Below are 24268 nucleotides of genomic sequence, written 5' to 3'. Positions count from 1 at the left end.
GATCACATCGACAGGTCGCGTTAGCAGCGGGCTCTTGCCGTTCCTTGGACTGATCTGCGGCGTGGGCTGCAGTGATGGTTCAGGGTGCTGCGACCGCCGGAGTCTGCTACGCAGACTGTAATTGGCTACGGAACGTGGTGGAGTTCAGGTTCAATAATTAGTTGACTAGGCATTTCAGATGTCTATCGTTAGCGTGTGGATCATCTGGACCTCGTCGAGTCGACGCTGCCACTGGATGGCAATCGGCTTTGTCCTCGCTATCTCGACCTCGTCGTGAATCGCGCATCCCTGCGCTCAGTGATCGGCGAAGATCTGCTGGTGTGGACTTCCACGCCCTTGCAAGCCGGATGGGATCTGGAGTCCGGACTGGCCTGGTTGGCGTCCTTGTCCCTGGGTCTCCAGGTCAGTCTTCCTGCTGGCCGAGTGGAGTTGTACGTGTGTCGCGAGTGTGGCGACCTTGGCTGCGGTGCGCTCACGGCCGCCATCGAACGTTGTGGGCAGATGGTGCGCTGGAACCAGTTCGGATGGGATGGCAGTCACCACGAGGAGCCGTACAGCGCCATCGAGTTCCCCTTGGAGTTCACCTTCGAGGCGGCGTCCTACGACGCGATTCTCCACGGCGTGGGGGAGCGGGTGCTTGCGAGCCAGCGCCAGTCAGCTGCAATGGGCCATCTGTGGTGGCGAGAGCCAGGGTTCGCCATGATCGATCTGTGAGGCCTATCTGTCGCGCAATGCGGTGGAGTTCCGGTTCAATGTGTAGTCGTCGCGGTCAGCCCGGGTGCCACTGTGCACGTGGGAGCTCGACTCTTCACGTGATGGAGTGAGTGCAGGGTCAGGGTTGGACGTGCATAGTGGGCCGACCTTGCCGTGGATTGGCGAATTGCTCGGCGGTGAGTAACTCTCTGGTCTCCGCCAAAGCGGCGAAGGGATACTGGTGCCATGATCGTCACTGTGAGCTTGGACGGAGACGCGATCAGTCGCGCCGCCGAGCGGTATGGGGATGCCGAGCTGGCGGTTTTTTGGATCTGCCCTGACCACTGGTTTCGAAGAAGACAGCGACGTCGACTTCTTGGTCGACTTCTCGCCTGGTCGGCCTGACCCTTTTGAGGAGTTCTGTGCACTTCGCGACGAGCTCCGCGAGATCGTCAACCGCGACGTCGACCTTGTGGTGAAGCGCGCGATCCGGAACCCCTACTTCAGAGAGTCGGCGCTCAGTCAGTCGGAGACCGTCTATGTTGCCGACGTCCAAGGCCTATCTTTGGGACGCCCACCACCCATGTTCGCCCCAGTGGTCAGCAGCTCAGGCGCCAGGGCCAGAACGACATTGCTGGCCGCATGCACGCCCGTCGAAGCAGCGATGCCGTTGAAGTGCCAGGTCAGGACTGCAAGGCAGATGCCCAGGATGAACAGGGGGACCGTCACGCCATGGGCCACCCAGGGGGAGCGCACCCAGACGCCGATGGCCTGCGGTAGCCAGGCCCGGAACAGGATCCCCTCGGCGAAGGCGGCCAGCGTGATGAGGCCGACGGTCAGGGCCAGAGCCCCCGGCCCGAAGCCGCTCGCATGCGGTTCGAGGGTGCCCGTCGCCCAGCCCGCGGACACGCGGGCCAGCCCCGCGATGACCAGGGTCAACCCAAAAGCAGCCGCCGCCAGGCGGACGTGTCCACGGCCGTCGCTGGAGAGCAGGGCGGTGGCACGCCGGCGACCACCCGCGGTCACGGCGACGAAGGTTGCCGGCAGCGCCGCGGCCATGGCTGCGTGGCCCAGCACGCATCGGCGCGTTCGCCCACCATGGCATGCAAAACCTCCGTGAGGACGATGAAGGCGACGGCGAAGACCACCACCAACACGACGAATTCGAGGAGCGGCGCCACCATCGAGCCCGAGGCGAGAGTCTTCCGAGCAGGTGAAAGGGAACAGGGGGCGGATCTCGTTCACTGGATCCACCCTGGTAGAAGCGCAGATCAGTGGCCGCGGCGTACCTTGCGCGGACGCGACGGCTTCTTGGCCTGTGGTCGGGCCTTGACCGGCTTCGCGCCTGACGTGGAGCGTTCCTTCTGCGTCCTCGAGCTGTTGGCGCTGCGGCCACGCACCACGCCGACGAACTCGTCCAGCAGCGGATTCTCGTCGTCGATGCGCCAGGCCAGCGCGACGGGGGAGGGCTCCGCGTCGGTGATCGGACGGAAGACCAGGTCACGACGGCTGGCGCCACGGGCAATCGACATCGGGACCACCAGCACGGCGCCCACCAGCACCCGGTCGATGGCGGTGGCGTCGAGCTCGGTCAGGACGGTCTCCTCGTCGGCCAGATCTGCCATGGTCAGCTCATCGGCAGCCGCGAACAGGTGCTCCTTGTCCACCCAGGCCACCATCTGCTCCTCGTAGAGGGGAATGGCGTGCAGGCCGTCACGGGCAATGGGCAAGCGGACGAAACACATGTCCAGACTGCCGTCGCGCAGGCCGTCGAGTTGCGCCTCGTCGGCGATCTCCTGGATCTGCAGGGGGTTGCGGTAACGCTCCTCCCAGGTGCGCTGCCACTTGTGCAGGACCACGCCACGCACATGCCCGATGCGCAGGCCGGGGGGTGTCGACGGGTTCTCAGTCACCCCTGCAGGCTAGCGGGTGGAATCGTCGACCCCGACAATGTCGGCGGGCTCGGATACGCTCGCGTCGTGAGCCAAACCATGAAGCCGTCCACTGCCGCCCAGAAGTTGGGCATCCTGCTGTCCGCCGCACCCCAGGACTTCCAGGAGAACCCGATCACCCGCGATGAGCTGGATGCGCTGCGGGATGAGCCCCCGGCCTGGCTGGTCGAGCTCCGCAAGAACGGCCCCTTCCCGCGCGACGTCATCGCGGCCAAGCTCGGGGTCTCCAACTCCGGACTAACCCGTGGCGGGCTCACCGAGCCCCTCAACGCCGACCAGGTGGGCGAACTGCTCGCCGACCCGCCGGCATGGCTGCAGCACGAGCGGTCCGTGCACCGCCAGGTCCTTGCCGAGAACGAACGACTCAAGGCCGAGAAGGCCCGCGACCAGCGCTGACCAGCCCCCGCATCACAGCATCTCCAGCGGCACCCGCCTCGGCGGGGCGGGAAAGGCTCGGTCGAGCTCGGCGAGGTCATCGTCGGTCAGCGTGAGCTCCAGCGCGGCGGCATTCTCGCGGACCCGCGCGGTGCTGGCCGACTTGGGGATGGCCAGCACATTGCCGTCGCGGATGGTCCAGGCCAGGGCAACCTGTGCGGCCGTCGCACCATGACGATCGGCGACGGTGGTCAGGGCTTCGGCGCCGGGTGCGTCGAAGATCCGGGCCTGTTCCAGCGGAGAATAGGCCATCACCGACATCCCCGACGCCGCGGCGGCCGGGAGGACGCCCAGTTCCGGGCCCCGGCGGGTCAGGTTGTAGAGCACCTGGTCGGTGACACAGGCTTTGCCACCGGGCACTTGGCCCAGTTCACGCAGATCGTCGGCATCCAGGTTGGAGACGCCCCAGGCGCCGATCAGCCCATCGGCCACCAGGTCCTCGAAACCCTGGACCGTCTCGGCCAAGGGGTGACGGCCCCGCCAGTGCAACAGGTAGACGTCGATGTGGTCGGTGCGAAGCCGTGCGAGGCTCCGCTCGCAGGCGGCCCGGACACCTCGACGCGAGGCATTGTGCGGGTAGACCTTGCTGACCAGCACGGCGTCGTCCCGCCGACCGGCCAGCGCGTCGCCGACCACTTCCTCGGCGCCACCGTCGGCATACATCTCGGCGGTGTCCACCACCACCAGTCCCGCGTCGAGCCCAGCCCGAAGCGCGTCGGCCTCCTGCGCACGAGGGGTGTGGCCCTCGCCCATGTCCCAGGTGCCCAGCCCGATGGCCGGGACCTGCCGTCCAGCGAAATCGAGTGTCCTCATGCCCTCAACGCTAGACCGCGTACTGCTCCAGGTGCTTGGGCTGGGCCTCGACATTGGTTGATCAGCAAGACCTTCATGGCTCTCCTAGGGGATCCGGTCCCAAAACTGAGAACAAATACGGGGCCTGGCACGTTCCAATTTCGGCGAGGGCTCCTGTGGGCTCTCAGTTTTGGGGCGAATGCCGGGACTTGATAAGTGGAGACCCTCTCCGTAAGGTGAAGTGGATAGTCTCTCCGCTTGGTTGAGTGAAAGGCCCACCCCATTGCCCGTTTCCGTTCCCCTGTCGATCCTCGACCTGGTCCGCTTCGACCCGGCCACCGAGGGCCCCGCCGAGGCCATCGCCCGCAGCGTCCGGCTGGCCCAGGCCGCAGACGGCCTGGGCTACCGACGCCTGTGGTTTGCCGAGCACCACAATGCTGCCTCGATTGCCTCCTCGGCCACCTCGGTGCTGATCGAGCACGTCGCCTCCCAGACCGAACGGATCCGTGTCGGCGCCGGCGGGGTCATGCTGCCCAACCACTCGCCGCTGGTGATCGCAGAACAGTTCGGCATGCTGGAGAGCCTGCACCCGGGGCGCATCGACCTGGGGTTGGGGCGCGCCCCTGGCACCGACCAGACGACCGTCCGGGCACTGCGCCGCACCGGCCGCGAATCGGACCGCTTCCCCGAGGACGTGGTGGAGCTGCACGGCTTCCTGTCCGACGAGTCGCCCACCCCAGGTGTGGCCGCACACCCCGGCCAGGGCACCAATGTGCCGCTCTACATCCTGGGCTCCTCGCTCTTCGGAGCCCGCCTGGCCGCCCAGCTGGGCCTGCCCTATTCCTTCGCCTCGCACTTCGCGCCGGCCATGCTGCACCAGGCAGCCCAGGAGTACCGGGCGGACTTCGACCCCCAGGGGCCGCTGGCACCGCCGAATGCCACACCGTGGTTCATCGCCGCCGCCAATGTCATCGTCAGCGACGACGAGGCCGATGCCGCCGAGCAGCGTCGGCTCGCCGAGGATGCGTGGCTGCGGGACTTCCTCAGCCGTGGCGGCAGCACGCCCAGCGACGAGGACCTGCGCGCCGCGCGCCAGCACCCGCAGGGCCAACAGCTGTTGTCAATGCTGGATTGCACCTTCTCCGGCACCCAGTCCCAGGTGGAGCGGGGCCTTGACGGCTTCGCCGACCAGGTGCAGGCCGACGAGCTGATCCTGGTGAACATGGCCGTGGGTGAGGAGCGCAAGCGGCGCACCCTGGAGTTGCTCGCGCCCGCCCCGCGCTGAGGGCTGCGACGACGACCGGGCCGGCGCTCAGCTCCGCCCGGTCACGTCGCGATGCGCCTGCTGCAGCAGTTCGACGGTGACCTTGGGGCCACCCTCGTAGTCGGACAGCAGAACCAGCCGCGGTCCCAGCACGTCGGCCAGACGCATCATCCGGCCGCCCATCGCCGAGTACTGGGCGAGCACACGCTGGTGACCCGACGGCGTCAACTGCAACCCGACGCGAGGATGGCGTCCCCGCACCATGCGCACCAGCTCCACCTCGGACCACGGGTAGTGGGCCACCCGCTCACGTCGCCCGTGGCGCGTGGCCCACTCCTCGATTCCGGCGGCATCCACCACGAGGGCCTGGCGGCGACGGGCAACCCGCCAGGTGATCACCAGCGGGGCCAGGCCAGGTAGGAGCAGGAAGGGAACCCAGAAGGCCAACACGGCAACCGCACCGGGGTCCGCAACGGAGGACTCGCTGGTCAGTACCGCCAACGTCAGGCACGCCGCCAGCACGACGCAGATGGCCATGACGGCCCACGCCCAGACCAGCGGGCGGCGGTCGGCCCGAAGCTCCAGGCGCCCCTGACGTCGTAGACGTTCATACTGCTCAGCGGCCCTGGCCTTCATGCGGCTCCTCTTCGTGGAAGGTCCGTGCAGTCCTCAGTGGTTTCGTGTGCGGAATTCTAGGGTGTCGCGCTGGCGTCCCAGGCGCGGAGGAAATCGAGCGCCCAACCGTTGGGCTCGCGGGACTTCGCGCCATGCAGGGCGAAGTAGGCATCCTGCGCCGTACCCCGGTCCGTGGACCAGAAGATCAGGTGGTCGTCGTAGGCCAACTCGATCTGCGCCTCGCCCTGCCAGCGGTGCCGGCCCAGCACCTCGATGATCCTCCCGTAGCCCTCGGGGGTGGTGAGGTCCGGCAGATTGTTGCTCTGGTCGAAGGAGATGTCGAAGCGGCGGGTGTGCCTGCCTCCCCGCCCGCCGGTCACCCGGGTGGAGGTCAGTCCCGCCCGCAAGGCGTCGGCGAGCAGCGGGCCCGCCTCCTGTCAGACCTCCGCGGTGGTGTTGCTCTGGTGGCCCTTGCGGACCTTGATGGACACCGACGACTGGGGTCCCGGCGTCCAGGCGGGCGATGCGAGCAGCGCCACCCCCTTATCCAGCACGTCACCGTCGGGAACCTCGATCACCAGGTAATCGCCAGACGAGGCCAGATTGGCGCCAGTGGCGGCCACGGCCCCGGCCAGTCCCCGGCTGGAATCGATGACCGCGCGCAACTCGTCGAGCTGCCCCCGCCAGCTGTCCCCGGCCACCGTGGTGAGCTGTGCACGTACGTCCGCCGGGTTGGCAAACCGGGCCAGCAGGTGGCCCACCGTCGTCAGCGCGTGGAGCCGGGCCCTGACCCGCAGTTCCATCCCCGATGACGAGCCCAGACTGTTCGACAGGAGCATGGCGGCGCTGTCCTGGACACCCGGTCGAGGGCCGCGAAGCTTGCCGCCGCGCCGGGTTCACCCGGTGAGATCAAGACGTGGACCGGCTCGTGTGACACCCGCAACCCGGAGTACTTCTCCACTGGGGGACGCCGGGCCACCACGGGACGCAACCGGGCCATCGGATCGACGTCGCGGCTGACCTGGGCGAGATGCTCCTCGATCACCAGCCCGCGGTGCGGCGACGTCCCGTCGATCCTCCGCACCCAGCGAAGCTCCGGCGCCTGCGGTGGCCGTCCGCTGACGTCGGTCCGGCCCACGTCGGCGCTGACCGTCCCGGACCTCAGGGTGATGGCGGGGCGGCCGGCCAGATCGACGGAGTTGACCAGCCGGAAGACCCCGTCCGACACGGCCTTCAGCCCGTTGGCGGTCAGTGAGGAGCTGAAGCCGAGGGTCCACTCGTCGCCTGCGGTGCTGACCGTCGTGACACCCCGGATCTCCTTGGCTCGACGGGTGAACTCCTCGGCCGTGATGGACTCGCGGGAAGCCTTGCCCGGCCGGCAACCCGCCACGGCCAAGCCGGCGACCGCCGCGAGGAGTGCTCGTCGGTTCGTGTCATCAGGCTACGGAGGGGCGGTGTCATGCCTGCGGCGCAGGCTTGCCGTCGCGGGGCGGCTGGAGGCGTACCAGCAGGGCGCTCCCGGCGTCCAGACTGGTCGCGGACGTGGCAGGGGACAGCGACAGCAGCGTCGTGCCCGTCCTTGAGGCCAGTGAGTCTCCGGTGAGAAGCGACGCCTGCGTCACCACAGCTACCTTCGGGGGCAGGACCTTCACGGCGCTGGCGCCCACCTTCGCCGGATCGTTCATGTTCACCAGCACCAGATCCGTTCCCGCTCGCGAGGTGATGGCATGGCCGAAGATGCGCGCATTGCCCGTCATGACCGGCCTGACGGTCCCCGGCCGGAGCTGGGCGGCGAAGAGCAGCGACTGGAAGCTGGACTGCCCGACGACCGGATCCGCCTTCTGCGGGCCGGTGGTCGAGCACACCGTGCTCATCGGATTCCCCCTGCCGCACGGCAGCAGGGTCGAGTGCATGTTGGTGCGCCGGGCGCCGTTGGCCGCCGCGTTCAGGACGTAGTCGACGCTCCACAGGGCGTGGGCGTGGGTCCGCGAGACGGCGGCCCCGGTGCATGACGTCGGCCCCGTCTCCTCCAACCACAGCGGCAGGCGGTAGGAGGCGGCGGTCCGCTGCGCGGTGCTGATCATGGTTGATGCCTTGGCATGCAACCACGGGGAGGTGAGGTTCGCAACGGTGGGTGTCGCGCGCGGGTCGGTGGCCCCGCTGCGGGTGGGGCAGGACCACAGCGGGTACCAGTGCTGAGTCAGGGCGACGGTGTGCGGCAACTTCGCGTCGCCGAAGGCTCGCCACCATGACGCGTCATAGGCGCCGGGCCCGGCCAGGGGCAGGCCGGGTGCCCGGGTGTGGATGGCCTTCTGGTAGGCGCGGGCCTGGGCGGCATAGGCGCGCTCGTCCCAGCTGGCCTTGCGCAACTGGAGCTTTGGTTGCGACGGGTGGTGGTAGCCATTGGGCTCATTGCCGATCGTGACCGCGACCAGTCTGGGGCCCAAGGCCTTGCGGGCGTGGAAGGCCATGTCGGCGGCGCGTTTCGCATCCTGGTGTCCAAGATCCAGTACCAGGGTGACCGTGGCATTGGTGCGGTCCGCCATTCGGCGCAGCCGCTGGAAACTCGTCGGCGTCACCGTGGCCTTGGCCCACTTCGGGGCGGGCTCGCCGGATGAGGTCCACCACATCCGGCGGTCCACAGAGTTGCCGCCGAAGCGCAGTGACGGTTGGTGCAAGGCCGTCAGCAGCGGCGTCAAGGGGGAGCCCTCCGGTGCCCACCGGGGGTCGTCCAGTTCCTCGGCCTCGAAGGACAGACCGACATTCGTGGAGCGCCACTGCATCTGGCTTGCTGCCGGCGCACGCAGGTCGACGGTGACGGCCGGGCCCGCCGTGGCGACCTTGGGGGCCGGTGCCCGGAAATGGGGTGCCGGGGTCTGGAGGCCGGGCACCAACTGGGGCAGCGACCACTGGTCGACGGTGGGTGTTGGCCGGGCCGTGGTAGGGGTGGGGGTCGGAGAGCTGGCGGGTGTTTGGGCACTGCAACCGGCGCCGAGCGCGGCCACCGTCGCAAGCAGGCCGACGCGCCGCAGGGCGGCCCACAATTCCATGATGCCCATCATATGTGATGTGGGCGCATCGCCAGTCTCGCCTGAGATCGTCTAATATCGCCATGTGACGATGAATCCTGCGGGTGTGGATCCCTTCGACGAGTTGGCGGCCACGTGGTTCAAGGGGCTCGCAGAACCCAACCGGGTCTCCATCGTGCGGCACCTGCTCTCCGGCGAGCACCGCGTGACGGACCTGGTGGAACACGTGGGTCTGGCCCAGTCCACCGTCTCTGCCCACGTCGCGGTGCTGCGACGAGCCGGAATGCTGTCCAGTCACGTCCACGGCCGGGCCACCTACTACGCCCTGGCACATCCCGACGAGATCCGTGCCCTGCTGGATCTGGTGCCGCGCGGGCACGACGCCTCCCACTAGGAATCCTGCCCCTGCGGCGGGCCCAGTCGCTGCGGGCCCAGTCGCTGTGGGCCCAGTCGCTGTGGATCGGTGGGCGGTGCGTGTCGCTTCGACGTGCGAAGTCAACTGTGCACGTCGCAGCCACCGGAGCACCCGCTGCAGCGCATGCCCGTGTTGCGCCGACGTGCGCAGTCAACTGTGCACGTCGAAACTCCCAGGCGCGGTGACCGGCGCAGTGACCGGCGCCTCAGTGGTCCGCCGCGGCCCGCAGGTTCTCCTGCGCCACCGGCGCCGGGGACCCCACGACATCCAGCAGCACCGGAGCGGTCCGGGCGCCCGTGATGGGGTCCTCGTCGGGATGCTCCGCCAGCCATCGAGGCGGGGTCCAGGCGCACGTCGGATCGGAGGCCAACATGTCCCCGGTGACCGCATAGGCGTGCGAACGCGAGCCACCACAGATCTGGTTGAAGGGGCACACCCCACACTTGCCGTGGAAGGCGTCGGGCCGGCGCAGGGAGAGCATGATCGGTGAATTGCGGTAGATACCGCGGAAGGACTCGTCCTTCACATTGCCGCAGTGGTAGGGCAGGAAGCCCGACGGGTAGACGTCGCCCACGTGGTCGATGAAGACGAAGCCGCGCCCGGAATTGGTGGCCAGCGGCGGGCGCGGGCGGCGGTTGACCAGGTCCTCCGCGCTCACCAGCTCCAGGGTGCGGGCCATCAGCTGGTCGTAGAGCTCCCCGTGCGGCGGGGCCTCGTCGGTGGCGCGTTGCATCGCCACCCGACGGTAGGCCTGCGCCTCGGTGGTCTTGATGGCGATGTAACCGCTGACGTCATGCGCCCACTGCAGGACGTCCTCGTTCTCCTGCGCGTCAAGGGCCTGCAGGGCCTGGCCGCGGCCCGTCGGCACCAGGAAGAAGAGCGACCACAGGTGCGCGCCCAGATCCTTCACCTGCACCATCAGGTCCGGCAGCTCCGTGACCGTGCGGCGGGTCACCGTCGTGTTGATCTGCAACCGGAAACCCGCATCCGTGGTGACCTTGGCGGCCTCCAGGGTCTTGTCATAGGTGCCCTTGAAACCGCGGAAGGCGTCGTGGGTCTGGGCCCGGCAACCGTCCATGGACAGCGAGACCGCCTTGCCGCCCGCCTCCCGCAGGCTCGCCAGCCGTTCGCGGGTGAAGTTGGCCGTCACCGACGGGGAGAGCGCCATCGACAGGCCCAGACCGGTCCCGTGGGCGACGAGCTCCTCCAGGTCCTTGCGCTCGAAGGGATCGCCGCCGGTGAGGATGACGATGGGCGTCGGCCTGCCGAACTGGGCAATGTCGTCCAGCAGGGCCTTGCCGTGCTCGGTGGTGAGCTGGTCCGGGTGGAAGCGCTGCTGGGCATCCGCACGGCAGTGGGCGCAGGCCAGCTGGCAGGCGCGCGTCACCTCCCAGATCACGATGAAGGGGCGGTCGTCGGGATCGTGTCGCAGCTCGCGCACCGCGGCGCGCTGCTGACGCACCTCGGCGGGGACGTGGTCGGTGCGGGTCTCGTCGATGTGCATCTGGGGTCTCTCCTGCGGGCTGGTCTGACTGGACGGCGGGGGTGGGGGCTCAGGCCCTCAGGCTTGCTTCCAGCTCCAGCACCCGGGGAAACAGGATGTTGTTCTCCTTGTGGATGTGCTCGTGCAGGTCCAACTCCATCTCCTCCAGCCCGGTGAGCATCGCGCGGTAGGAATTGCAGGCGTCGTCCGGGGCGGTGTAGCCGCCGGTCAACTGGCGGATCTCCTTGAACAGGTCACCGACGACGTCGTGCTCGGCCAGCATCTGGCGGATCGGGTTGGCGAGGGTGCCGAAGGGGAATGCGACCGGTGCCTGGGCCTTCTCCAGCTTGCTGATGGCCGGAAAGAGCACCCGCTCCTCCTTGGTCAGGTGCGGCTCCAGGTCCGCGACGGCTTCCTCGTAGGCCTCGCGCACCCGGGTCAGCTCGGGATGGTTCTGGCCGTGGACCCCCTGCACCTTCGCCACCAGCGCCTGCAGGCGCGGCATCTCCTCCCACAGGTAGGCGTGGTGGGTGTCGACGATCTCGTGGGCCAGGGTGGCATTGGCCAGCGGCACGCTGCCCGGGGCATCCGGTGCGGCTGGTGCCTCGGGAAGGTCCAGCGTCGCGGCCACCTGTTCGGCGTCGAGGCCGGCCGCGGCGGCTGCCTCCGCCAGCGTCCGCTGCCCATTGCAGCAGTAGTCCAGCTCGTGCTTCTCCAGCACGCGGGCGCGGCGCGGGTCCTGTGTGACCAGGGCGCCCAGGGTTGCGTTGGTGTCAGCCTTCATGGTGCTTCTCCTTCTGCTCGGTGTGTGACGTGGTGCTTGTTGGTTCTGCTGCCGGCGCTTCGGGGACGGCGGGAACCGCGGACAGGGTGGCGACCAGGCTGGTGCGCGCCTTCGTCCAGGCTTCGTGCAGGGCGCAGGGGCGGCCCTGGCCGCAGGGCTGGTCATGGGCGACGCACTGTCCGGTGGCGGTGGGGCCGTCGACGGCCTCGATCACCTCCAGCACGCTGATGCGGCTGGCGGCGGGGGTGAGGGAGTAGCCGCCCGTCGGGCCGGGGATGGACTGCACCCATCCCGCCTTCACCAGCGGACCCACCACCTGGGGCACGAAGCCCCGCGTGCTCTGGAGTGCGTCCGCGAGGTCGGGGGCCTTGAGGCGGGTGTCGGGAGGTGACAGCAGGGCCATCGCCTGTACTGCCAACTCGGCCCGCCGAGTTACCTCAAGTCTCATAGTCATAGACTACACAATTGGATCCGGGGCTGACGCGGGGGTCCGTGCCATCGGCTGAACGGGGGAGGGTGGTTGTCAGCCGCGCTGCTCGCGCAGGCCTTCGGCGGCGGACGCCAGGCCGGGGCGGTCGTCGCTCACCGTCGCCAACAACAGGGCGCCGTCCACCTCCGGAGCCTTCGCCCGACGCAGCACCTCAGCCGCCCGGGCCGAGAAGTCCTGCCCGCTGCGCCGCTCCACGGTGCCGTACTGGTCCGGATTCGCGAAGGCCACCAGCACCTCCGCCGCATGCGACCGGTGCGCGGCATCCGGGTGGTCCAGCTCACCCTCCAGCGCGTCGATGGCCCTGGCACCGAACTGCAGCAGCGCCCGGGTCAGGCCATGGCGCAACTCCGCCTTCTGCGCTCCCAGATGGGACAGCAGGACCGGCAGCGAGGAATCGTCGGCAATCCGCCCCAGGGCCCACCACGCCTTGGCCGCCACCGTCGGATCCTCGCTGGCGGCATGCGGCAGGATCGCCGCGACGGTGGACGGGTCGCCCACCTTGCTCAGGGCGTGCAGGACGGGCTCCTGGGGGAGGTCGTCACGTTCCAGCGCCGCCACCAGGGGAGCCGTGGCGGTCTGCGGAGTGCTGACCACGGCCCAGGTGAGGGTCTCGCGCACGAAGTCATCCGGCTCGCTGGCCATCAACTCCACCAGCTCTGCACACACTTCCGCGGTCTCGTGTCCGCCAAGCTGCAGGGCGGCCTGCTGGCGGAGGTTGGCGTCGGCTCCGCGCAGGGCGGACATCAGGGTTGCCAAGGAGGTCACGCGACGATCATAGGCGGGCGTCCCAAGGTCCTGCGTCCCGTGGCCGGGGGTGCTTTGATGGGCGCGTGTCGAGTCACTTCTACCGCCCCGGGCAGGGACACGGCCTGCCCCACGACCCCTTCAATGCCATCGTCGGTCCCCGACCCATCGGCTGGATCGCCACCGTGGATGCGGCCGGGGCTCGCAACCTGGCGCCGTACTCCTTCTTCAACGCCTTCAACTACACCCCACCGATCATCGGCTTCGCCAGCATCGGGTGGAAGGACACCGTGGCCAACTGCGCCGCCACGGGGGAGTTCACCTGGAACCTCGTCGACCGCGGGCTGCTGGAACAGATGAACCAGACCTGCGCCCCGACCGACGAGGACGAGTTCGAGCGCGCCGGGCTGGAGGCTGCGGCGTCCGTGGAGGTTGCCGCACCGCGGGTGGCCGCGGCCGGGGTGAACTTCGAGTGCCGCGTCACCCAGCAGCTCGAACTGGCCGACGTGCAGGGCGACGGGGTGGGCACCTGGGTCACCTTCGGTGAGGTGGTGGCCGTGCACATCCGCGAGGACCTGCTGGCCGACGGCCTCTTCGACACCGCCGCCGCACAACCGATGCTGAGGGCCGGCGGGCCGAGCGCCTACTACGGGATCGAGGCCTCCTCGCGGGTGGACCTGGCGCGTCCGCGCGCCTGATCCGGGCCGCTCGCAGGTGTCACGCTCTGGGCGAAGCCCCAGCGCTTGGACGGGGGCCGATGCTGCACTAGCGTCGAAGCATGGCTACCAAGAAGATCATCATCGTTTCCACCGACTTCGGCGTGGAGCAGCCCGAGATCGTGGTGCCCGCCACCAAGCTCAAGGAACTCGGCCACGACGTGGTCGTCGCCACCCCGTCCGGCAAGGACGTGCAGACCTTCGTCAACGACAAGGACCGCGGCGAGGTCTTCCCCGTCGACAAGAAGCTCTCCGAGGCCACGGGCCCCTTCGACGTCGTGCTCCTGCCCGGCGGCACCCTCAACTCCGACGCCGCCCGCATCGACCCCGAGATCCAGCAGGTGGTCAAGGACCAGGCCGCGGCCGGCCGCACCATCGCCGCCATCTGCCACGCCCCGTGGGTGTTGGTGGAGACCGGTCTGGCCGAGGGCAAGACCCTGACCGGCTACGACTCCATCCGCACCGACCTGAAGAATGCCGGTGCCACCGTCGTCGACGAACAGGCCAAGGTCTGCACGGCCAAGGGGTGGACGCTGGTCACCTCGCGCAATCCCGATGACCTCGACGCCTTCGTCACAGCCATCGACGAGGCCTGACATGCGCCTGCTCGTGACCGCCTTCGACCCCTTCGGTGGCGAACCCGTCAACCCGGCCCTGGAGGCCGTGCGTCGGTTGCCCGCCGAGATTGCCGGGGCGGAGGTGGTCACGCTGCAGGTGCCCACCGTCTTCGGGCGCTCCATCGACGTCGTGACCGCCGCCATCGACGAGCTGCGGCCCGACGCGGTGATCTGCGTCGGTCAGGCCGGTGGACGCCCCGACGTGACCCCGGAACGGGTCGCCATCAACGTCGACGACGCCCGGATCCCCGACAACGAGGGCAACCAACCCCTCGACCGTTCTGTGGCAGACGACGGCCCCGCCGCGTACTTCGCCACCCTCCCGGTCAAGGCGATGGTGCAGGCCATCCGCGACGAGGGTCTGCCCTCCTCGCTGTCGAACACGGCCGGCACCTTCGTCTGCAACCACCTGATGTACGGGGTGCTGCACCACCTGGCCGTCGGTGGCCGGAGCGAGGTGCGGGCGGGCTTCGTCCACGTGCCCTTCATTCCCGAGCAGGCCGACCAGCACCCCGGTGCTCCCGGCCTGCCCCTGGGCGACATCGTCCGCGGCCTCACGTCCGCCCTCGTCGCCGTCGTGGAGCATCGCGAGGACATTGCCCTGGCCGCTGGGGCCACCCACTGAGGCCGATCAGTCCAGGTGGGCCAGCAGCGCCTGGGTGAACTGCTCGTGGTGCTGGAAGATGCCACCGTGTCCGGCAGCGGGGTAGATCACCAGGCTGCTGCCAGGGATGCGCCGGTGCAGGTCTTCGGAGAGTTCGGTGGGCACCATGCGGTCGTGTTCGCCATTGGCGATCAGCGTGGGCGCCGTGATGGCCGAGAGGTCCTGTGGCTCCTGCTGTCCCCATCGGCGGATGGCCTTGATCTGCCGCCGGAAACCGCGCACCGACATCGGCTCGTCGCGGTCCACCAAGCGCTCCTGCAGTCGTGCCAGGTAGTCCTTCGCGGCTGCCTTGCCCGTGGTGGTGCGGGGGAAGAACAGGAATTCCTTGGCGTCGGTGCGGGCGAGGGTGCCGCGCAGCATGTCGAGGTAGATGTAGGCGCCGCCCGTGGCGTGGTCGATGCCCTTGTCGCCGGCTGGTCCGGTGCCGGTCAGTACCAAGCGGCGGACCAGTTGCGGGTCGTCCAGCGCCACCTGCTGCGCGATGAAACCGCCCAGCGAGAAGCCCATCAGGTCGATCCTCCCCAGCCTGAGCCCGGCGATCATGGCCCGCGCAGTGGCGGCCATCTCGGCGATGCTCAACGGCACCTCGCCCTCGGAGCCGCCGACGCCTTCCAGTTCCAGGGCGACGACCCGGTGGCTGGCCGCCAGTGCGTCGACCACCCGCGGGTCCCACTCGTCGAGCGTCGCGGCCAGATGGGTCAGCAGCACCACCGGGGTGCCGCCGAGCGGGCCCAGGTCGCGGTAGTGGAGCTTCTTGCCCTCGACGGTGACGTGGAGGGTAGGGGTGCTGGCCCATCGGGTGGGGCGCTGTGCCCCGGCCTCGTCCGCCGTGGACGACGAGCCGTCGAGGTCGGTGGCCACCAGGACCTTGCCTGGGGTGCCACCGTCGAGCATCTGTTGCATCACATCCAGGGTTTGTTCGAAGGGGAGAATCCGGTCCACCACCGGCCGCAGCACGCCCTCGTCGACCAGTCCTGCGATGGTGGCCAGCGCTCGGCCATCGGGCTCGATGAACAGGAAGCGGTAGCGGACGCCCAGCTTCTTGGCCTTGGCGCGGAGCCTGGCGCTCAGCGCGCCGAGCGCGAGCTTCACGGGCAGGGGAGCGCCGGCCTGGTCGGCCAGCGCGGGGTCGGGGGGTCCGGCGATGCCAACCACCAACCCGCCGGGGCGCAGCACCTCGAAGGATCGCGAGGTGGTCTCGCCGCCCTGGGTGTCGAGCACCAGGCCGACCGGGGCCTCGGCCAGCTCGGCAACGAAGTCCTGGCTGCGGTAGTCGATCACCTGGTCGGCGCCCAGACTACGGACGAAGTCGGCATGGCGGCTCGACGCGGTGGTGGCGACGGTGGCGCCCAGGTGCTTGGCCAGCTGGATGGTCGCCGAGCCGACCCCGCCGGAGCCGCCATGCACCAGCCCGCTGGCCCGGCTGCACCTGGCCGAGCGTGACGAGTGCCTGCCAGGCGGTCAGCGCGACGACGGGCAGCGAGGCGGCCTCGGTCAGCGAGACGGTGCGGGGTGCCGGCGCCAGTGCCTCGGCATCTACCACGGCGTACTCGGCGAAGGCGCCCGTCCGCACCACCCCGGTGTAGGCGAAGACCTCGTCGCCGACGCCCACGGTGCTGACGCCGTCGCCCAGCTGGACGACGGTGCCCGACAGCTCGCCGCCCGCGACGCTGGGCAGGCGGGGCTTGAACAGTGCCTTGAACTCGCCCTGGCGGGCGCGGTCGTCGGCGTGGTTGATGCCGGCGGCGGCCATCCGCGCCAGGACCTGTCCGGGGCCGGGCGTGGGCCGGGGCACCTCCGCCTCCTGGAAGGGGGCGCCGTAGCGGGTCATGACGAAAGCCTTCATGGGGACTGCCCTCACTCGGGCCAAGCCCGGAAGTAGTTGCACCTTGTTACTACTGAAGACGCTACAGTGAGTGATAACACTTTGCAATCACCATCGCGACGGGCCCGACGGGCTGGGGGAGAGGCTGATGATCCACGAGGCGCGCTCGTCCTGCCCGATCAACCGGAGCCTGGAGATGGTGGGAGACCAGTGGAGCCTGCTCATCCTGCGCGACATCGCCCTGCACCGCCGTCGCTCCTTCCGGGACCTGCTCACCGGCAGCGACGAGGGCATCAGCGCTCCAGTGCTGTCTCGTCGCCTCACGGACCTGGTGACTGCGGGCTTCCTCGTCAAGGACGAGGTCACTCGCGGCAAGCAGGGCCGCTACTCGCTCACCGAACTGGGGCTTGCCACCATGCCCGTGCTCGTCGAACTCGGGCGGCTGGGACGGGTCATCGATCCGTCCGCCCAGGACGCGGGCCTGGACGGCTCCAGGCTCGACGAGCGGCTTGCCGACCTGCGCCTGGCGCACCTGGCCGACGCCCCGCCCCGGTAGGTCTGACGCCCGGGTGTGCGCCCGACTCAGCCGATCCGGCCGGCGCGCATGGCGGCGATCACGCCGCCGTCGCACAGGATGTCCGATCCGGTGATGAAGGAGCCGCGCTCGTCCAGCAGGAAGGCGGCCAGGCCGGCGATCTCCGACGGGGTGCCCATCCGCCCGGCGGGGGAGCGGTCCAGCATGACGCGGTAGGCCTCGGCCTGCGGGCCGTTCATCTCGTGGCGACCCAGTGGCGTGGAGATGATGCCCGGGCTGAGGCAGTTGACCCGAGCTCCCCGGTCACCCCAGCTGAGGGCTGCGGCCTGCACGCGCAGGGCATTGGCCCGCTTGGCCAGGATGTAGGCGGCACCGGAGTCAGCCACCTCGGTCAGCGCCGGTATCGTGGCGAGGTCCTCCAGCGGAACATGGGCCAGCTGGGCCTCCACCTCGGCGTCGAAGGACCCCATGTGGCCCGCCTGGCTGGCGATCACGATGCCCGCACCTCCCTGCCCGATGACCTTGCCGAAGGCGTCCAGCACGAAGGCGGTGCCCAGCAGATCCACCGCGACGATGGTCTGGGGTGGTGCCTGATTCGGTGAGACGCCGGCAGCGTGGACGATGCGGGTGACGGTGCCCAGGCCGTCGGCGAAGGTGGCCAGCTCCTCCACCTGCTCGCGATTGCTGACGTCGACCGGGTGCGTCTCGACGGTGAATCCCTCATTGCGCAGCTCCTCGGCGCGCACGTCGAGCTGTTCCTGGTCACGGTCGGCCAGCACGAGGGTGCGGCCCACGGCGCACTGCCGCGCGATGGCCACCCCGATGCTTCCGGTGCCGATCAGGACGGCGATCTGGTCAGTCATGTCTGCTCCTGTGGTGTTGGTGGGGTGGTGGGTGGTCAGTCGTGGATGCGCAGGCCGTTGAGCATCTCGACGGTGTTGGGGCTGCTGTGGTCGATGATCTCCGAGTGGCCCAGGTCCAGAGTGGCGACCTCGTCCATCTCGGACGCGCTGAGCTCGAAGGCCCACACGTCGGCATTGGCCTTGATCCTCTCGCTGGTCACAGACTTGGGCAGCACGCTGACGCCGCGCTGGATGTTCCAGCGCAGGGCAACCTGGGCTGCGGTGACCCCGTGGGCCTCGCCGATGCGGGTCAGGACGGGGTGGGTGAAGATGCCGTGCTGGCCCTCGGCGAAGGGGCCCCAGGCCTGCGGGGCGACGCCGAGCTTGTTCATCGTGGCCAGGGCGTCGGCCTGCTGGAAGAAGGGGTGCAGCTCCACCTGGTTGACGGCCGGAACGATGCTGGCGTTCAGGGCCAGGTCCACCAGTCGCTCGGGGTAGAAGTTCGAGACTCCGATGGCGCGCACCAGGCCCTCGGCGAGCAGCTCTTCCAGGGCGCGCCAGGAGCCGTAGTAGTCGTTGAAGGGCTGGTGGATGAGGTACAGGTCGAGCCGATCGAGACCGAGCTTGGCCAGCGAGGTCTCGAAGGCGGCGCGGGTGGCCTTCTCGCCGGCGTCCTGGATCCACAGCTTGGTGGTCACGAAGATCTCGTCGGGGGCAATGCCGCTGGCGGCGATGGCTCGGCCGACGGCCTCCTCGTTGCCGTAGGCGGCGGCGGTGTCGATCAGCCGGTAGCCGGCCTCCAGGGCCTCGCTGACGACGCGCTCGCACTCGGCGGCCTCCGGGACTTGGAAGACGCCGAAGCCGAGCAGGGGCATCTCGACGCCGTTGTTCAGGGTGGTGGTCTGCAGTGCAGTCATGGTTTTCGTCCTTCCTCTGGGGTGTTGTTCCTCCAGTCTGCGTCGTGGACCAGCAGAAGGACAGTGTCGATGAGTCAGGCTGGCATAACCTTGGGGCATGGTCACCGTGGAGCAGCTGCGTCACTTCCTCGCCGTGGTCGAGCACGGCACCCTCACTGCGGCCGCCGACGAGCTGCACCTCTCACAGCCCGCCCTGTCACGCTCGATGCAGCGCTTCGAGCGCGCCTTTCCTGCGCCCCTGTTCGAGCGCAGCGCCAACCAGATCGCCGTCACCGAGGCCGGTGGACTGGCGGCTGTCCATGCGCGACGGGTGCTGGACGAACTCGACGAGATGCACGCCGCCCTCACCGAGCTCGACCGACGCTGCCGCACCATCGACGTCGTCTCCTGCGCCCCGGCGCCCCTGTGGCGTGTGCTGCCGCGCATCGAGGCGGCCTGCCCGGGCCTGTCGATCACCTCGCGGCTGGGGAGCCTCGACGACGTCGCCCGCGCCCTGACCGAAGGCGACGTGCACGTCGGGATCAGCACCGTTCCGCCGGCCGATGGACTCCCGGGCTTCCGGTGTGGCGTCGAGCACCTCTACCTGTCGGTGCCCCCGGCGCACCCCGCCGCGGCACTGCCCGGCATCAGGCTGGAGCAGCTCGACGGTGAGACCATGCTGCTGCACTCGCGGATCGGATTCTGGGCAGAGCTGGTGCGCTCCCGGATGCCGCGTGCCCACTTCCTGGTCCAGGAACCGGACGCCCTGTTCGAGATCGCCCGCACCTCCAGCCTGCCGGTCTTCAGCACGGACCTGGCGCTTGCCGAACTGGGTGCCGATCCGCACCGCGTCCAGGTGCCGGTACTCGACGAGCAGGCCAACCCGACCTACTGGTGCCATCTCTCGCCGCGCGCCGACGAGCGCCTGCTGCGGTTGGCCCGCACCATCGGGACGCGAGGGCTCTGGCGCAGCTGAGTGGGGACCGACGGCTCAGGCGCACTCAGCCAAGCGGGGCGCTTCTGGTCCCGGCCGTGCGGAAGTGTTCCCGGTAGTCGCTCGGCGTGGTGTGCAGCAGGCGCCAGAAGACGCGACGCAGGGTCTCGTCGGAGCCGAAGCCACTGAGTTGGGCGCTCTCGGTGACCGAGTGGCCGTCCAGCAGCAACTGCTTGGCGTGGTCCAGGCGCACCAGCTCCAGCCAGCGCGCCGGGGTGGTGCCCAGCTCGTGTTGGAACAGGCGGGTGAGCTGGCGACTGCTCAGCGAGACGGTGCGGGCCATGGAATCCACCGTGTGTGGCGCCGCTGGGTCTGCCTGCACGTCTTCCATCAGTTCGCGCAGGCGCTGGTGGGTGGTCACCGGGGTGCGCAGCGAGGTGGAGAACTGCGCCTGCCCGCCGGAGCGGTGCAGGAAGACCACCAGCTCGCGAGCCACCTCCCGGGCCCGCTCGGCGCCCAGGTCTTCCTCTACCATGGACAGCGCAAGGTCAACCCCTGCAGTGATCCCGGCCGAGGTCCACACCGGGCCGTCGGCAATGTGCAGCACGTAGGCCTCCACCCGCACCCGGGGGTGCAGCTGGGCCAGCTCGTCGGCCTGGCGCCAGTGCGTGGTGGCCCGTCGCCCGTCGAGCAGTCCGAGGGCTGCCAGCACGAAGGCCCCCGGTGCACACCGACGCCACCCTCTCCGCCAAGGGGACGAAGCGCGCCACGGCCTCCAGCAGCGGGGTCGGCAGCTCGCGGTGCGGCAGGTGCTCGTAACCGGCCACCACCAGCACGTCGAGGGCGAAGGGCTCGTGCATCGCCCGCGTGCCCGCCAGTCGCAGGCCGTTGGAGCCGCGCACCTCACCGCCGTCGGGGGAGAGCAGTTCCACCCGGTAGCCGCCGGCGCGGTCGAAGACCTCGGCGGGACCGCTGACGTCCAGCAGGGTCACGCCGTCGTAGACCACGATGCCCACACCCAGCATGTCCGAATCCGTGGGGGAAGCCGTCCGTCGAGGCATGGAAGGAGTCTAGGCAGTCCTTCCAGACTTGGTGCATGAACGAACGCATCAAGAACGCCGCCCTGCGCGCCAAGCTCATGTCCGCCGACGACGCGGCCCAGTTCGTCAACCACGGCGACAAGGTCGGCATGTCCGGCTTCACCGGATCCGCCTACCCCAAGGCGCTGCCGACGGCCATCGCCGAGCGCGCCCGCGCCGAGCACGAGGCCGGCCGCGACTACACCATCGACCTGTTCACCGGCGCCTCCACCGCCCCGGACTGCGACGGGGTGCTGGCCGAGGCCGATGCGCTGCGCTTCCGCGCCCCCTACCAGTCCGACCCGACGATGCGCGCCGCCATCAACGCAGGCCGGATGGGTTACGCCGACATGCACCTGTCGCACTCCGCGCAGCAGGTGGAGGAGGGCTTCTTCGGGGCGCTCGACGTCGCCATCGTCGAGGCCAGCCAGATCGACGCCGACGGCAACCTGGTGCCCTCCTCGGGCGTCGGCAACAACGTCGAATACCTCAACGCCGCCAGCCGGATCATCGTCGAGGTGAACTTCTGGCAGTCCATCGAACTGGACGGCATGGCCGACATCTGGCAGATGCCCGCGCTGCCCAACCGCGTCGCCATCCCGATCAACAAGCCGGGCGACCGAATCGGCACCACCTACATCCCGATCGACGCCTCCAAGGTGGTGGCCGTCGTCGAGACCGACGCCCCGGACCGCAATGCTCCCTTCAAGCCGATCGACGGCATCTCCCGGCAGATCGCCGGCAACTTCCTCGACTTCCTGGAGGGCGAGGTCCGCGCGGGCCGCCTGACCTACGACGGCTACATCATGCAGTCCGGCGTCGGCAATGTGCCCAATGCCGTGATGGCGGGCCTGCTGGACAGCAAGTTCGAGAACATCCAGGCCTACACCGAGGTGATCCAGGACGGCATGGTGGACCTGATCGACGCCGGCAAGATGAGCGTCGCCTCGGCCACCAGCTTCTCCCCGTCGCCCGAGTACGCCAACAAGATGAATGCCGAGGCCAAGCGGTACCGCGAGCACATCATCACCCGGCCGTTGCAGATCTCGAACCACCCCGAGGTGATCCGACGCGTCGGGCTGATCGCCACCAACGGCATGATCGAGGCAGACCTGTACGGCCACGTGAACTCCACCTGTGTGGCCGGTTCGCGGATCATGAACGGCATTGGTGGCTCGGGAGACTTCACCCGCAACGGCTACATCTCGTCCTTCATCTCCCCGTCGGTGGCCCAGGACGGCGCCATCTCCGCGATCGTGCCCTTCGCCAGCCACATCGACCACACCGAGCACGACGTGATGGTGGTCATCACCGAGCACGGCTTCGCCGACCTGCGCGGCCTGACACCCCGGGAACGCGCCCGCCGGATGGTGCAGGTGGCGCACCCCGACTACCGCCCGCTGCTGGAGGACTACCTGGAGCGCGCCGAGGCTGCCTCGGTCAAGGCGATGCACGAGCCGCACCACCTGGCCACGGCGCTGGCCTTCCACCAGAACCTGAACGAGACGGGGTCGATGCGCGGCTGACCAGCCAACCCGAACCCACCACGAGAGGACACCCCATGGGCGAGACCATCGCCGGTATCACCATTCCCGACAGCACACTGGCCCGGGAGGCCACCGAACTGGTGCGTGACGCGGCCACCGAGCTGGTCTACCACCACAGCCGCCGCACCTACCTGTTCGCGTCACTGCGAGGCCAGGAACGTGGGCTGCAGTGGGATGCGGAACTGCTCTACGTGGGCGCCATGTTCCATGACCTGGGCCTCACCGAGCGCTACCGCAGAGACGACCAGCGCTTCGAGATCGACGGCGCCGACATCGCGCGCGACTTCCTGCAGCAGCAGGGAATCACGCCCGAGAAGGCCGAGCGGGTGTGGGCGGCCATCGCGCTGCACACCACGCCCGAGGTCCCGATGCACATGGCGCCGGAGATCGAGCTGGTGAGCCGCGGCGTGGAGCTGGACGTGATGGGCATCGGCTACGACGCGATCACGCCCGAGCAGCGCGCCGCCGTGGTGGCGGCCCATCCGCGTCCGGACTTCAAGAACGGCATCCTGGCCGCCTTCACCGAGGGCATCCGGCACCGGCCGGAGACGACCTTCGGCAATGTGAAGGCCGACGTGCTGCAGCACTTCGTCCCCGGATTCCAGCGCACGGACTTCGTCGAGGTGATCCGGGGGTTCCGACTGGCCGCAGAGAGCGTGTCAGACCCCGAGCTTCCAGCCCTCCAGCAGCCCGCGCGCGTAGGAGGCCTGGCCCAGGTGGGACCACGGCGTCGTCGATGATGCTCACGATCCGCACCCCTCGCGTGACGGGCGGATCCCAGCCGTCGTCGATGACCTCGTCGAGGTCCTCGGGGGAGAGGGTGTCGACGTACGCCACGAGCTCCTCGACGCAGGCGACCAGCAGTGCCTCCAAGGCGGCGGAGTCCTCGATGCGCAGGGCGGCGACCTGCTCCGGGCCGTCCCCGAAACCGAAGTCGTCGGGGCCTCGGTCCACGCCCAGCTTCTGGGCCCAGCCGTCGCGCTCCCAGACGGTGGGCCGGCCGGTCAACTCGGCCAGCTGCACGTCCATCTGGCGGGCCGCATGCCAGACCAGCCAGGAAATGGAATTGGCCCCCGGCGCTGGATGCGCGTTGAGGGTCTCGGCGCCGATTCCCTTCAGCAGCACGGCTGCGGTGTACAGGGGGCGACGGGAGGCGTCGGTCAGGATTTCGCGGGTGTCCATGCCCCCACCCTGCCCCCGTCACGAGTTCGGTGTCGACCCTGCGAGGGTTGCGCATGGACACCGCTCGGAGGGAATAGGCGAGCGCACTCCCGCGGGACCGCACCGCGCCGGACTTGCCTACGCGCAACTCTCGCAGGGAACTCACGGGGGCCTGAACAAGTCGACGGACCCCACGGCAGGGCATGCTGGCTCGATGGAGATCTCCACGACGCAACATGAGCAGGCCCTGGCTGGGGCTCTGACGACCTTCGGGTGGTACGCCATGCCCGACGTGATCCGCTCCCGGAAGGTACGCATCGCCGCGAAGAGCGCGCTGCTGGCCGCCTTCACCGGCATCGTGGTGGCGACCGCCGACGACGAGCCGGTGGCCCAGCCCGGCGCCGATGAATCCGAGGTGGCCGACGAGACCGCGCAGCGGGAGATCAAACCGTGGATGGTCGTCGCCGGACTCGGCTTGCTGGGTGGATCGCTGGCGGCCACGGGCGTCCTCGAGCGCAAGATCTTCGCCCGGGGTGAGCGTCGTCGCGCCGAGGGCGTGATGGGCGCCCACACCCGGTTGGCGCTGGTTGCCGGTGCCCTGTGTGCGGCCGCCGCCCTCGTCGACGAGTAGTCATCCGCTCGGGTTTGCGCGGTGCGAGTGTGTTGCAACCCGAGCGGATCACGGGAACCCGAGCGGATCACGGGAACCCGAGCGGCTGTCAGGAACCCGAGCGACGCAGGTGGACTGTTCGGTGA

At 69.2% G+C, this 24268-nt stretch carries 29 protein-coding genes and 3 pseudogenes; 13 read left to right on the top strand and 19 right to left on the bottom strand.

Translation table 11 applies throughout. The annotated features are described in order from the left end of the window. Positions 1 to 195: 195 nt before the first annotated feature. Both EDD41_RS06300 and EDD41_RS18130 read left to right on the top strand, forming a co-directional pair. On the top strand, positions 196 to 714 hold the full coding sequence (locus tag EDD41_RS06300) for a hypothetical protein (protein WP_148060488.1): 519 nt from the start codon (positions 196 to 198) through the stop codon (positions 712 to 714). 280 nt (positions 715 to 994) lie between these two features. Continuing rightward, positions 995 to 1204 (top strand): annotated as a pseudogene (locus EDD41_RS18130) (nucleotidyltransferase family protein); the annotation flags it as partial. A gap of 26 nt (positions 1205 to 1230) precedes the next feature. Here the strand turns inward: EDD41_RS18130 and EDD41_RS17445 are convergent. Together EDD41_RS17445 and EDD41_RS06290 are read right to left on the bottom strand one after the other, a co-directional pair. Next, on the bottom strand, positions 1231 to 1770 hold the full coding sequence (locus tag EDD41_RS17445; RefSeq protein ID WP_245995551.1) for a hypothetical protein: 540 nt from the start codon (positions 1768 to 1770) through the stop codon (positions 1231 to 1233). A 194-nt stretch (positions 1771 to 1964) separates the two neighbouring features. Then, complete coding sequence (locus tag EDD41_RS06290; protein ID WP_245995550.1) at positions 1965 to 2606, bottom strand: LysR substrate-binding domain-containing protein; 642 nt, start codon at positions 2604 to 2606, stop codon at positions 1965 to 1967. Positions 2607 to 2672: 66 nt separating this feature from the next. Here EDD41_RS06290 and EDD41_RS06285 point away from each other — a divergent pair, with 66 nt between their 5' ends. Next, positions 2673 to 3041, top strand: coding sequence for a DUF5997 family protein (locus EDD41_RS06285; protein ID WP_245995549.1), 369 nt, complete (start codon positions 2673 to 2675; stop codon positions 3039 to 3041). A 12-nt stretch (positions 3042 to 3053) separates the two neighbouring features. Here the strand turns inward: EDD41_RS06285 and EDD41_RS06280 are convergent, their stop codons facing one another. After that, positions 3054 to 3893, bottom strand: a complete 840-nt coding sequence (locus EDD41_RS06280; RefSeq protein ID WP_123575310.1) for an aldo/keto reductase — start codon at positions 3891 to 3893, stop codon at positions 3054 to 3056. Between the two features lie 262 nt (positions 3894 to 4155). Here EDD41_RS06280 and EDD41_RS06275 point away from each other — a divergent pair, with 262 nt between their 5' ends. Continuing rightward, positions 4156 to 5157 (top strand): LLM class flavin-dependent oxidoreductase, encoded by a 1002-nt coding sequence (locus EDD41_RS06275; protein ID WP_123575309.1) that lies wholly within the window; start codon positions 4156 to 4158, stop codon positions 5155 to 5157. Between the two features lie 27 nt (positions 5158 to 5184). Here EDD41_RS06275 and EDD41_RS06270 read toward each other — a convergent pair whose 3' ends face one another. The 5 genes from EDD41_RS06270 to EDD41_RS06250 all read right to left on the bottom strand — a co-directional run bounded on the left by EDD41_RS06270 (position 5185) and on the right by EDD41_RS06250 (position 8801). After that, complete coding sequence (locus tag EDD41_RS06270) at positions 5185 to 5772, bottom strand: hypothetical protein (protein WP_123575308.1); 588 nt, start codon at positions 5770 to 5772, stop codon at positions 5185 to 5187. 56 nt (positions 5773 to 5828) lie between these two features. Then, entirely contained in the window at positions 5829 to 6158 is a 330-nt protein-coding gene (locus EDD41_RS06265; RefSeq protein WP_123575307.1) for a L,D-transpeptidase, read from the bottom strand. 30 nt (positions 6159 to 6188) lie between these two features. Next, positions 6189 to 6554 (bottom strand): hypothetical protein, encoded by a 366-nt coding sequence (locus tag EDD41_RS06260; RefSeq protein ID WP_123575306.1) that lies wholly within the window; start codon positions 6552 to 6554, stop codon positions 6189 to 6191. Beyond that, positions 6518 to 7147 carry a hypothetical protein gene (locus EDD41_RS06255; RefSeq protein ID WP_148060487.1) on the bottom strand — a complete coding sequence of 210 codons (630 nt, stop codon included), beginning with the start codon at positions 7145 to 7147 and terminating at the stop codon, positions 6518 to 6520. Before EDD41_RS06255 ends, EDD41_RS06260 begins: the two co-directional genes overlap by 37 nt. 61 nt (positions 7148 to 7208) lie before the next feature. Continuing rightward, a complete protein-coding gene (locus EDD41_RS06250; RefSeq protein ID WP_148060486.1) occupies positions 7209 to 8801 on the bottom strand; it encodes a hypothetical protein in 1593 nt (530 codons plus the stop codon). A 70-nt stretch (positions 8802 to 8871) separates the two neighbouring features. On the opposite strand from EDD41_RS06250, the pseudogene EDD41_RS06245 reads away from it, so the two are divergent. Next, a pseudogene (locus tag EDD41_RS06245) lies at positions 8872 to 9138 on the top strand (ArsR/SmtB family transcription factor); the annotation flags it as partial. A gap of 262 nt (positions 9139 to 9400) precedes the next feature. Here the strand turns inward: EDD41_RS06245 and EDD41_RS06240 are convergent. The 4 genes from EDD41_RS06240 to EDD41_RS06225 form a co-directional block, all read right to left on the bottom strand. After that, positions 9401 to 10699, bottom strand: coding sequence for a TIGR04053 family radical SAM/SPASM domain-containing protein (locus tag EDD41_RS06240; RefSeq protein ID WP_123575302.1), 1299 nt, complete (start codon positions 10697 to 10699; stop codon positions 9401 to 9403). 49 nt (positions 10700 to 10748) lie between these two features. Next, positions 10749 to 11462: an iron-sulfur cluster repair di-iron protein gene (gene ric / locus EDD41_RS06235; protein ID WP_170165262.1), complete on the bottom strand. Its 714-nt coding sequence runs from the start codon at positions 11460 to 11462 to the stop codon at positions 10749 to 10751. After that, positions 11452 to 11910, bottom strand: coding sequence for an RrF2 family transcriptional regulator (locus EDD41_RS06230; protein WP_123575300.1), 459 nt, complete (start codon positions 11908 to 11910; stop codon positions 11452 to 11454). Before EDD41_RS06230 ends, ric begins: the two co-directional genes overlap by 11 nt. A 75-nt stretch (positions 11911 to 11985) precedes the next feature. Beyond that, complete coding sequence (locus EDD41_RS06225) at positions 11986 to 12717, bottom strand: HEAT repeat domain-containing protein (protein WP_094764035.1); 732 nt, start codon at positions 12715 to 12717, stop codon at positions 11986 to 11988. Between the two features lie 65 nt (positions 12718 to 12782). On the opposite strand from EDD41_RS06225, the gene EDD41_RS06220 reads away from it, so the two are divergent. From EDD41_RS06220 to pcp, 3 genes are all read left to right on the top strand, one after another. Next, complete coding sequence (locus tag EDD41_RS06220; RefSeq protein WP_123575299.1) at positions 12783 to 13394, top strand: flavin reductase family protein; 612 nt, start codon at positions 12783 to 12785, stop codon at positions 13392 to 13394. Between the two features lie 80 nt (positions 13395 to 13474). Beyond that, positions 13475 to 14008, top strand: coding sequence for a DJ-1/PfpI family protein (locus EDD41_RS06215; protein WP_123575298.1), 534 nt, complete (start codon positions 13475 to 13477; stop codon positions 14006 to 14008). A 1-nt stretch (position 14009) separates the two neighbouring features. Further along, positions 14010 to 14654, top strand: a complete 645-nt coding sequence (pcp, locus tag EDD41_RS06210; RefSeq protein WP_123575297.1) for a pyroglutamyl-peptidase I — start codon at positions 14010 to 14012, stop codon at positions 14652 to 14654. Positions 14655 to 14660: 6 nt separating this feature from the next. On the opposite strand, the gene EDD41_RS17125 is transcribed toward pcp, so the two are convergent. Both EDD41_RS17125 and EDD41_RS16790 read right to left on the bottom strand, forming a co-directional pair. After that, positions 14661 to 16100 (bottom strand): alpha/beta fold hydrolase, encoded by a 1440-nt coding sequence (locus EDD41_RS17125; protein WP_211336598.1) that lies wholly within the window; start codon positions 16098 to 16100, stop codon positions 14661 to 14663. Beyond that, positions 15991 to 16539, bottom strand: a complete 549-nt coding sequence (locus EDD41_RS16790; RefSeq protein WP_170165158.1) for an alcohol dehydrogenase catalytic domain-containing protein — start codon at positions 16537 to 16539, stop codon at positions 15991 to 15993. The genes EDD41_RS17125 and EDD41_RS16790 overlap by 110 nt, the downstream gene beginning before the upstream one ends. 127 nt (positions 16540 to 16666) lie before the next feature. Here EDD41_RS16790 and EDD41_RS06200 point away from each other — a divergent pair, with 127 nt between their 5' ends. Continuing rightward, positions 16667 to 17074 carry a winged helix-turn-helix transcriptional regulator gene (locus EDD41_RS06200; protein WP_123575296.1) on the top strand — a complete coding sequence of 136 codons (408 nt, stop codon included), beginning with the start codon at positions 16667 to 16669 and terminating at the stop codon, positions 17072 to 17074. Positions 17075 to 17100: 26 nt separating this feature from the next. Here EDD41_RS06200 and EDD41_RS06195 read toward each other — a convergent pair whose 3' ends face one another. Further along, positions 17101 to 17916, bottom strand: a complete 816-nt coding sequence (locus tag EDD41_RS06195) for an SDR family oxidoreductase (protein WP_123575295.1) — start codon at positions 17914 to 17916, stop codon at positions 17101 to 17103. Positions 17917 to 17951: 35 nt separating this feature from the next. Continuing rightward, the gene (locus EDD41_RS06190; protein WP_123575294.1) at positions 17952 to 18812 is read right to left on the bottom strand and encodes an aldo/keto reductase; all 861 of its coding nucleotides are present in this window, start codon (positions 18810 to 18812) and stop codon (positions 17952 to 17954) included. A gap of 97 nt (positions 18813 to 18909) precedes the next feature. On the opposite strand from EDD41_RS06190, the gene EDD41_RS06185 reads away from it, so the two are divergent. Then, positions 18910 to 19767 (top strand): LysR family transcriptional regulator, encoded by an 858-nt coding sequence (locus tag EDD41_RS06185; protein WP_123575293.1) that lies wholly within the window; start codon positions 18910 to 18912, stop codon positions 19765 to 19767. A 25-nt stretch (positions 19768 to 19792) separates the two neighbouring features. Here the strand turns inward: EDD41_RS06185 and EDD41_RS17120 are convergent, their stop codons facing one another. After that, on the bottom strand, positions 19793 to 20332 hold the full coding sequence (locus EDD41_RS17120; protein ID WP_211336597.1) for a GlxA family transcriptional regulator: 540 nt from the start codon (positions 20330 to 20332) through the stop codon (positions 19793 to 19795). Beyond that, positions 20274 to 20786 (bottom strand): DJ-1/PfpI family protein, encoded by a 513-nt coding sequence (locus EDD41_RS17115; RefSeq protein WP_211336596.1) that lies wholly within the window; start codon positions 20784 to 20786, stop codon positions 20274 to 20276. Before EDD41_RS17115 ends, EDD41_RS17120 begins: the two co-directional genes overlap by 59 nt. Positions 20787 to 20821: 35 nt before the next feature. Here EDD41_RS17115 and scpC point away from each other — a divergent pair, with 35 nt between their 5' ends. Then, positions 20822 to 22330 carry a succinyl-CoA:acetate CoA-transferase ScpC gene (gene scpC / locus EDD41_RS06175; RefSeq protein WP_123575292.1) on the top strand — a complete coding sequence of 503 codons (1509 nt, stop codon included), beginning with the start codon at positions 20822 to 20824 and terminating at the stop codon, positions 22328 to 22330. 35 nt (positions 22331 to 22365) lie between these two features. Further along, positions 22366 to 23091: an HD domain-containing protein gene (locus EDD41_RS06170; protein ID WP_170165261.1), complete on the top strand. Its 726-nt coding sequence runs from the start codon at positions 22366 to 22368 to the stop codon at positions 23089 to 23091. 94 nt (positions 23092 to 23185) lie between these two features. Here EDD41_RS06170 and EDD41_RS18125 read toward each other — a convergent pair. Next, positions 23186 to 23533, bottom strand: a pseudogene (locus EDD41_RS18125) (DinB family protein); the annotation flags it as partial. A gap of 193 nt (positions 23534 to 23726) precedes the next feature. Between EDD41_RS18125 and EDD41_RS06160 the strand changes: the two are divergent. Continuing rightward, positions 23727 to 24143, top strand: coding sequence for a peptidase S9 (locus tag EDD41_RS06160; RefSeq protein WP_123575291.1), 417 nt, complete (start codon positions 23727 to 23729; stop codon positions 24141 to 24143). Positions 24144 to 24268: the final 125 nt, after the last annotated feature.

This window comes from Luteococcus japonicus, assembly GCF_003752415.1.
GTDB lineage: Bacteria > Actinomycetota > Actinomycetes > Propionibacteriales > Propionibacteriaceae > Luteococcus > Luteococcus japonicus.
This window is presented reverse-complemented; position numbering and strand designations above follow the sequence as displayed.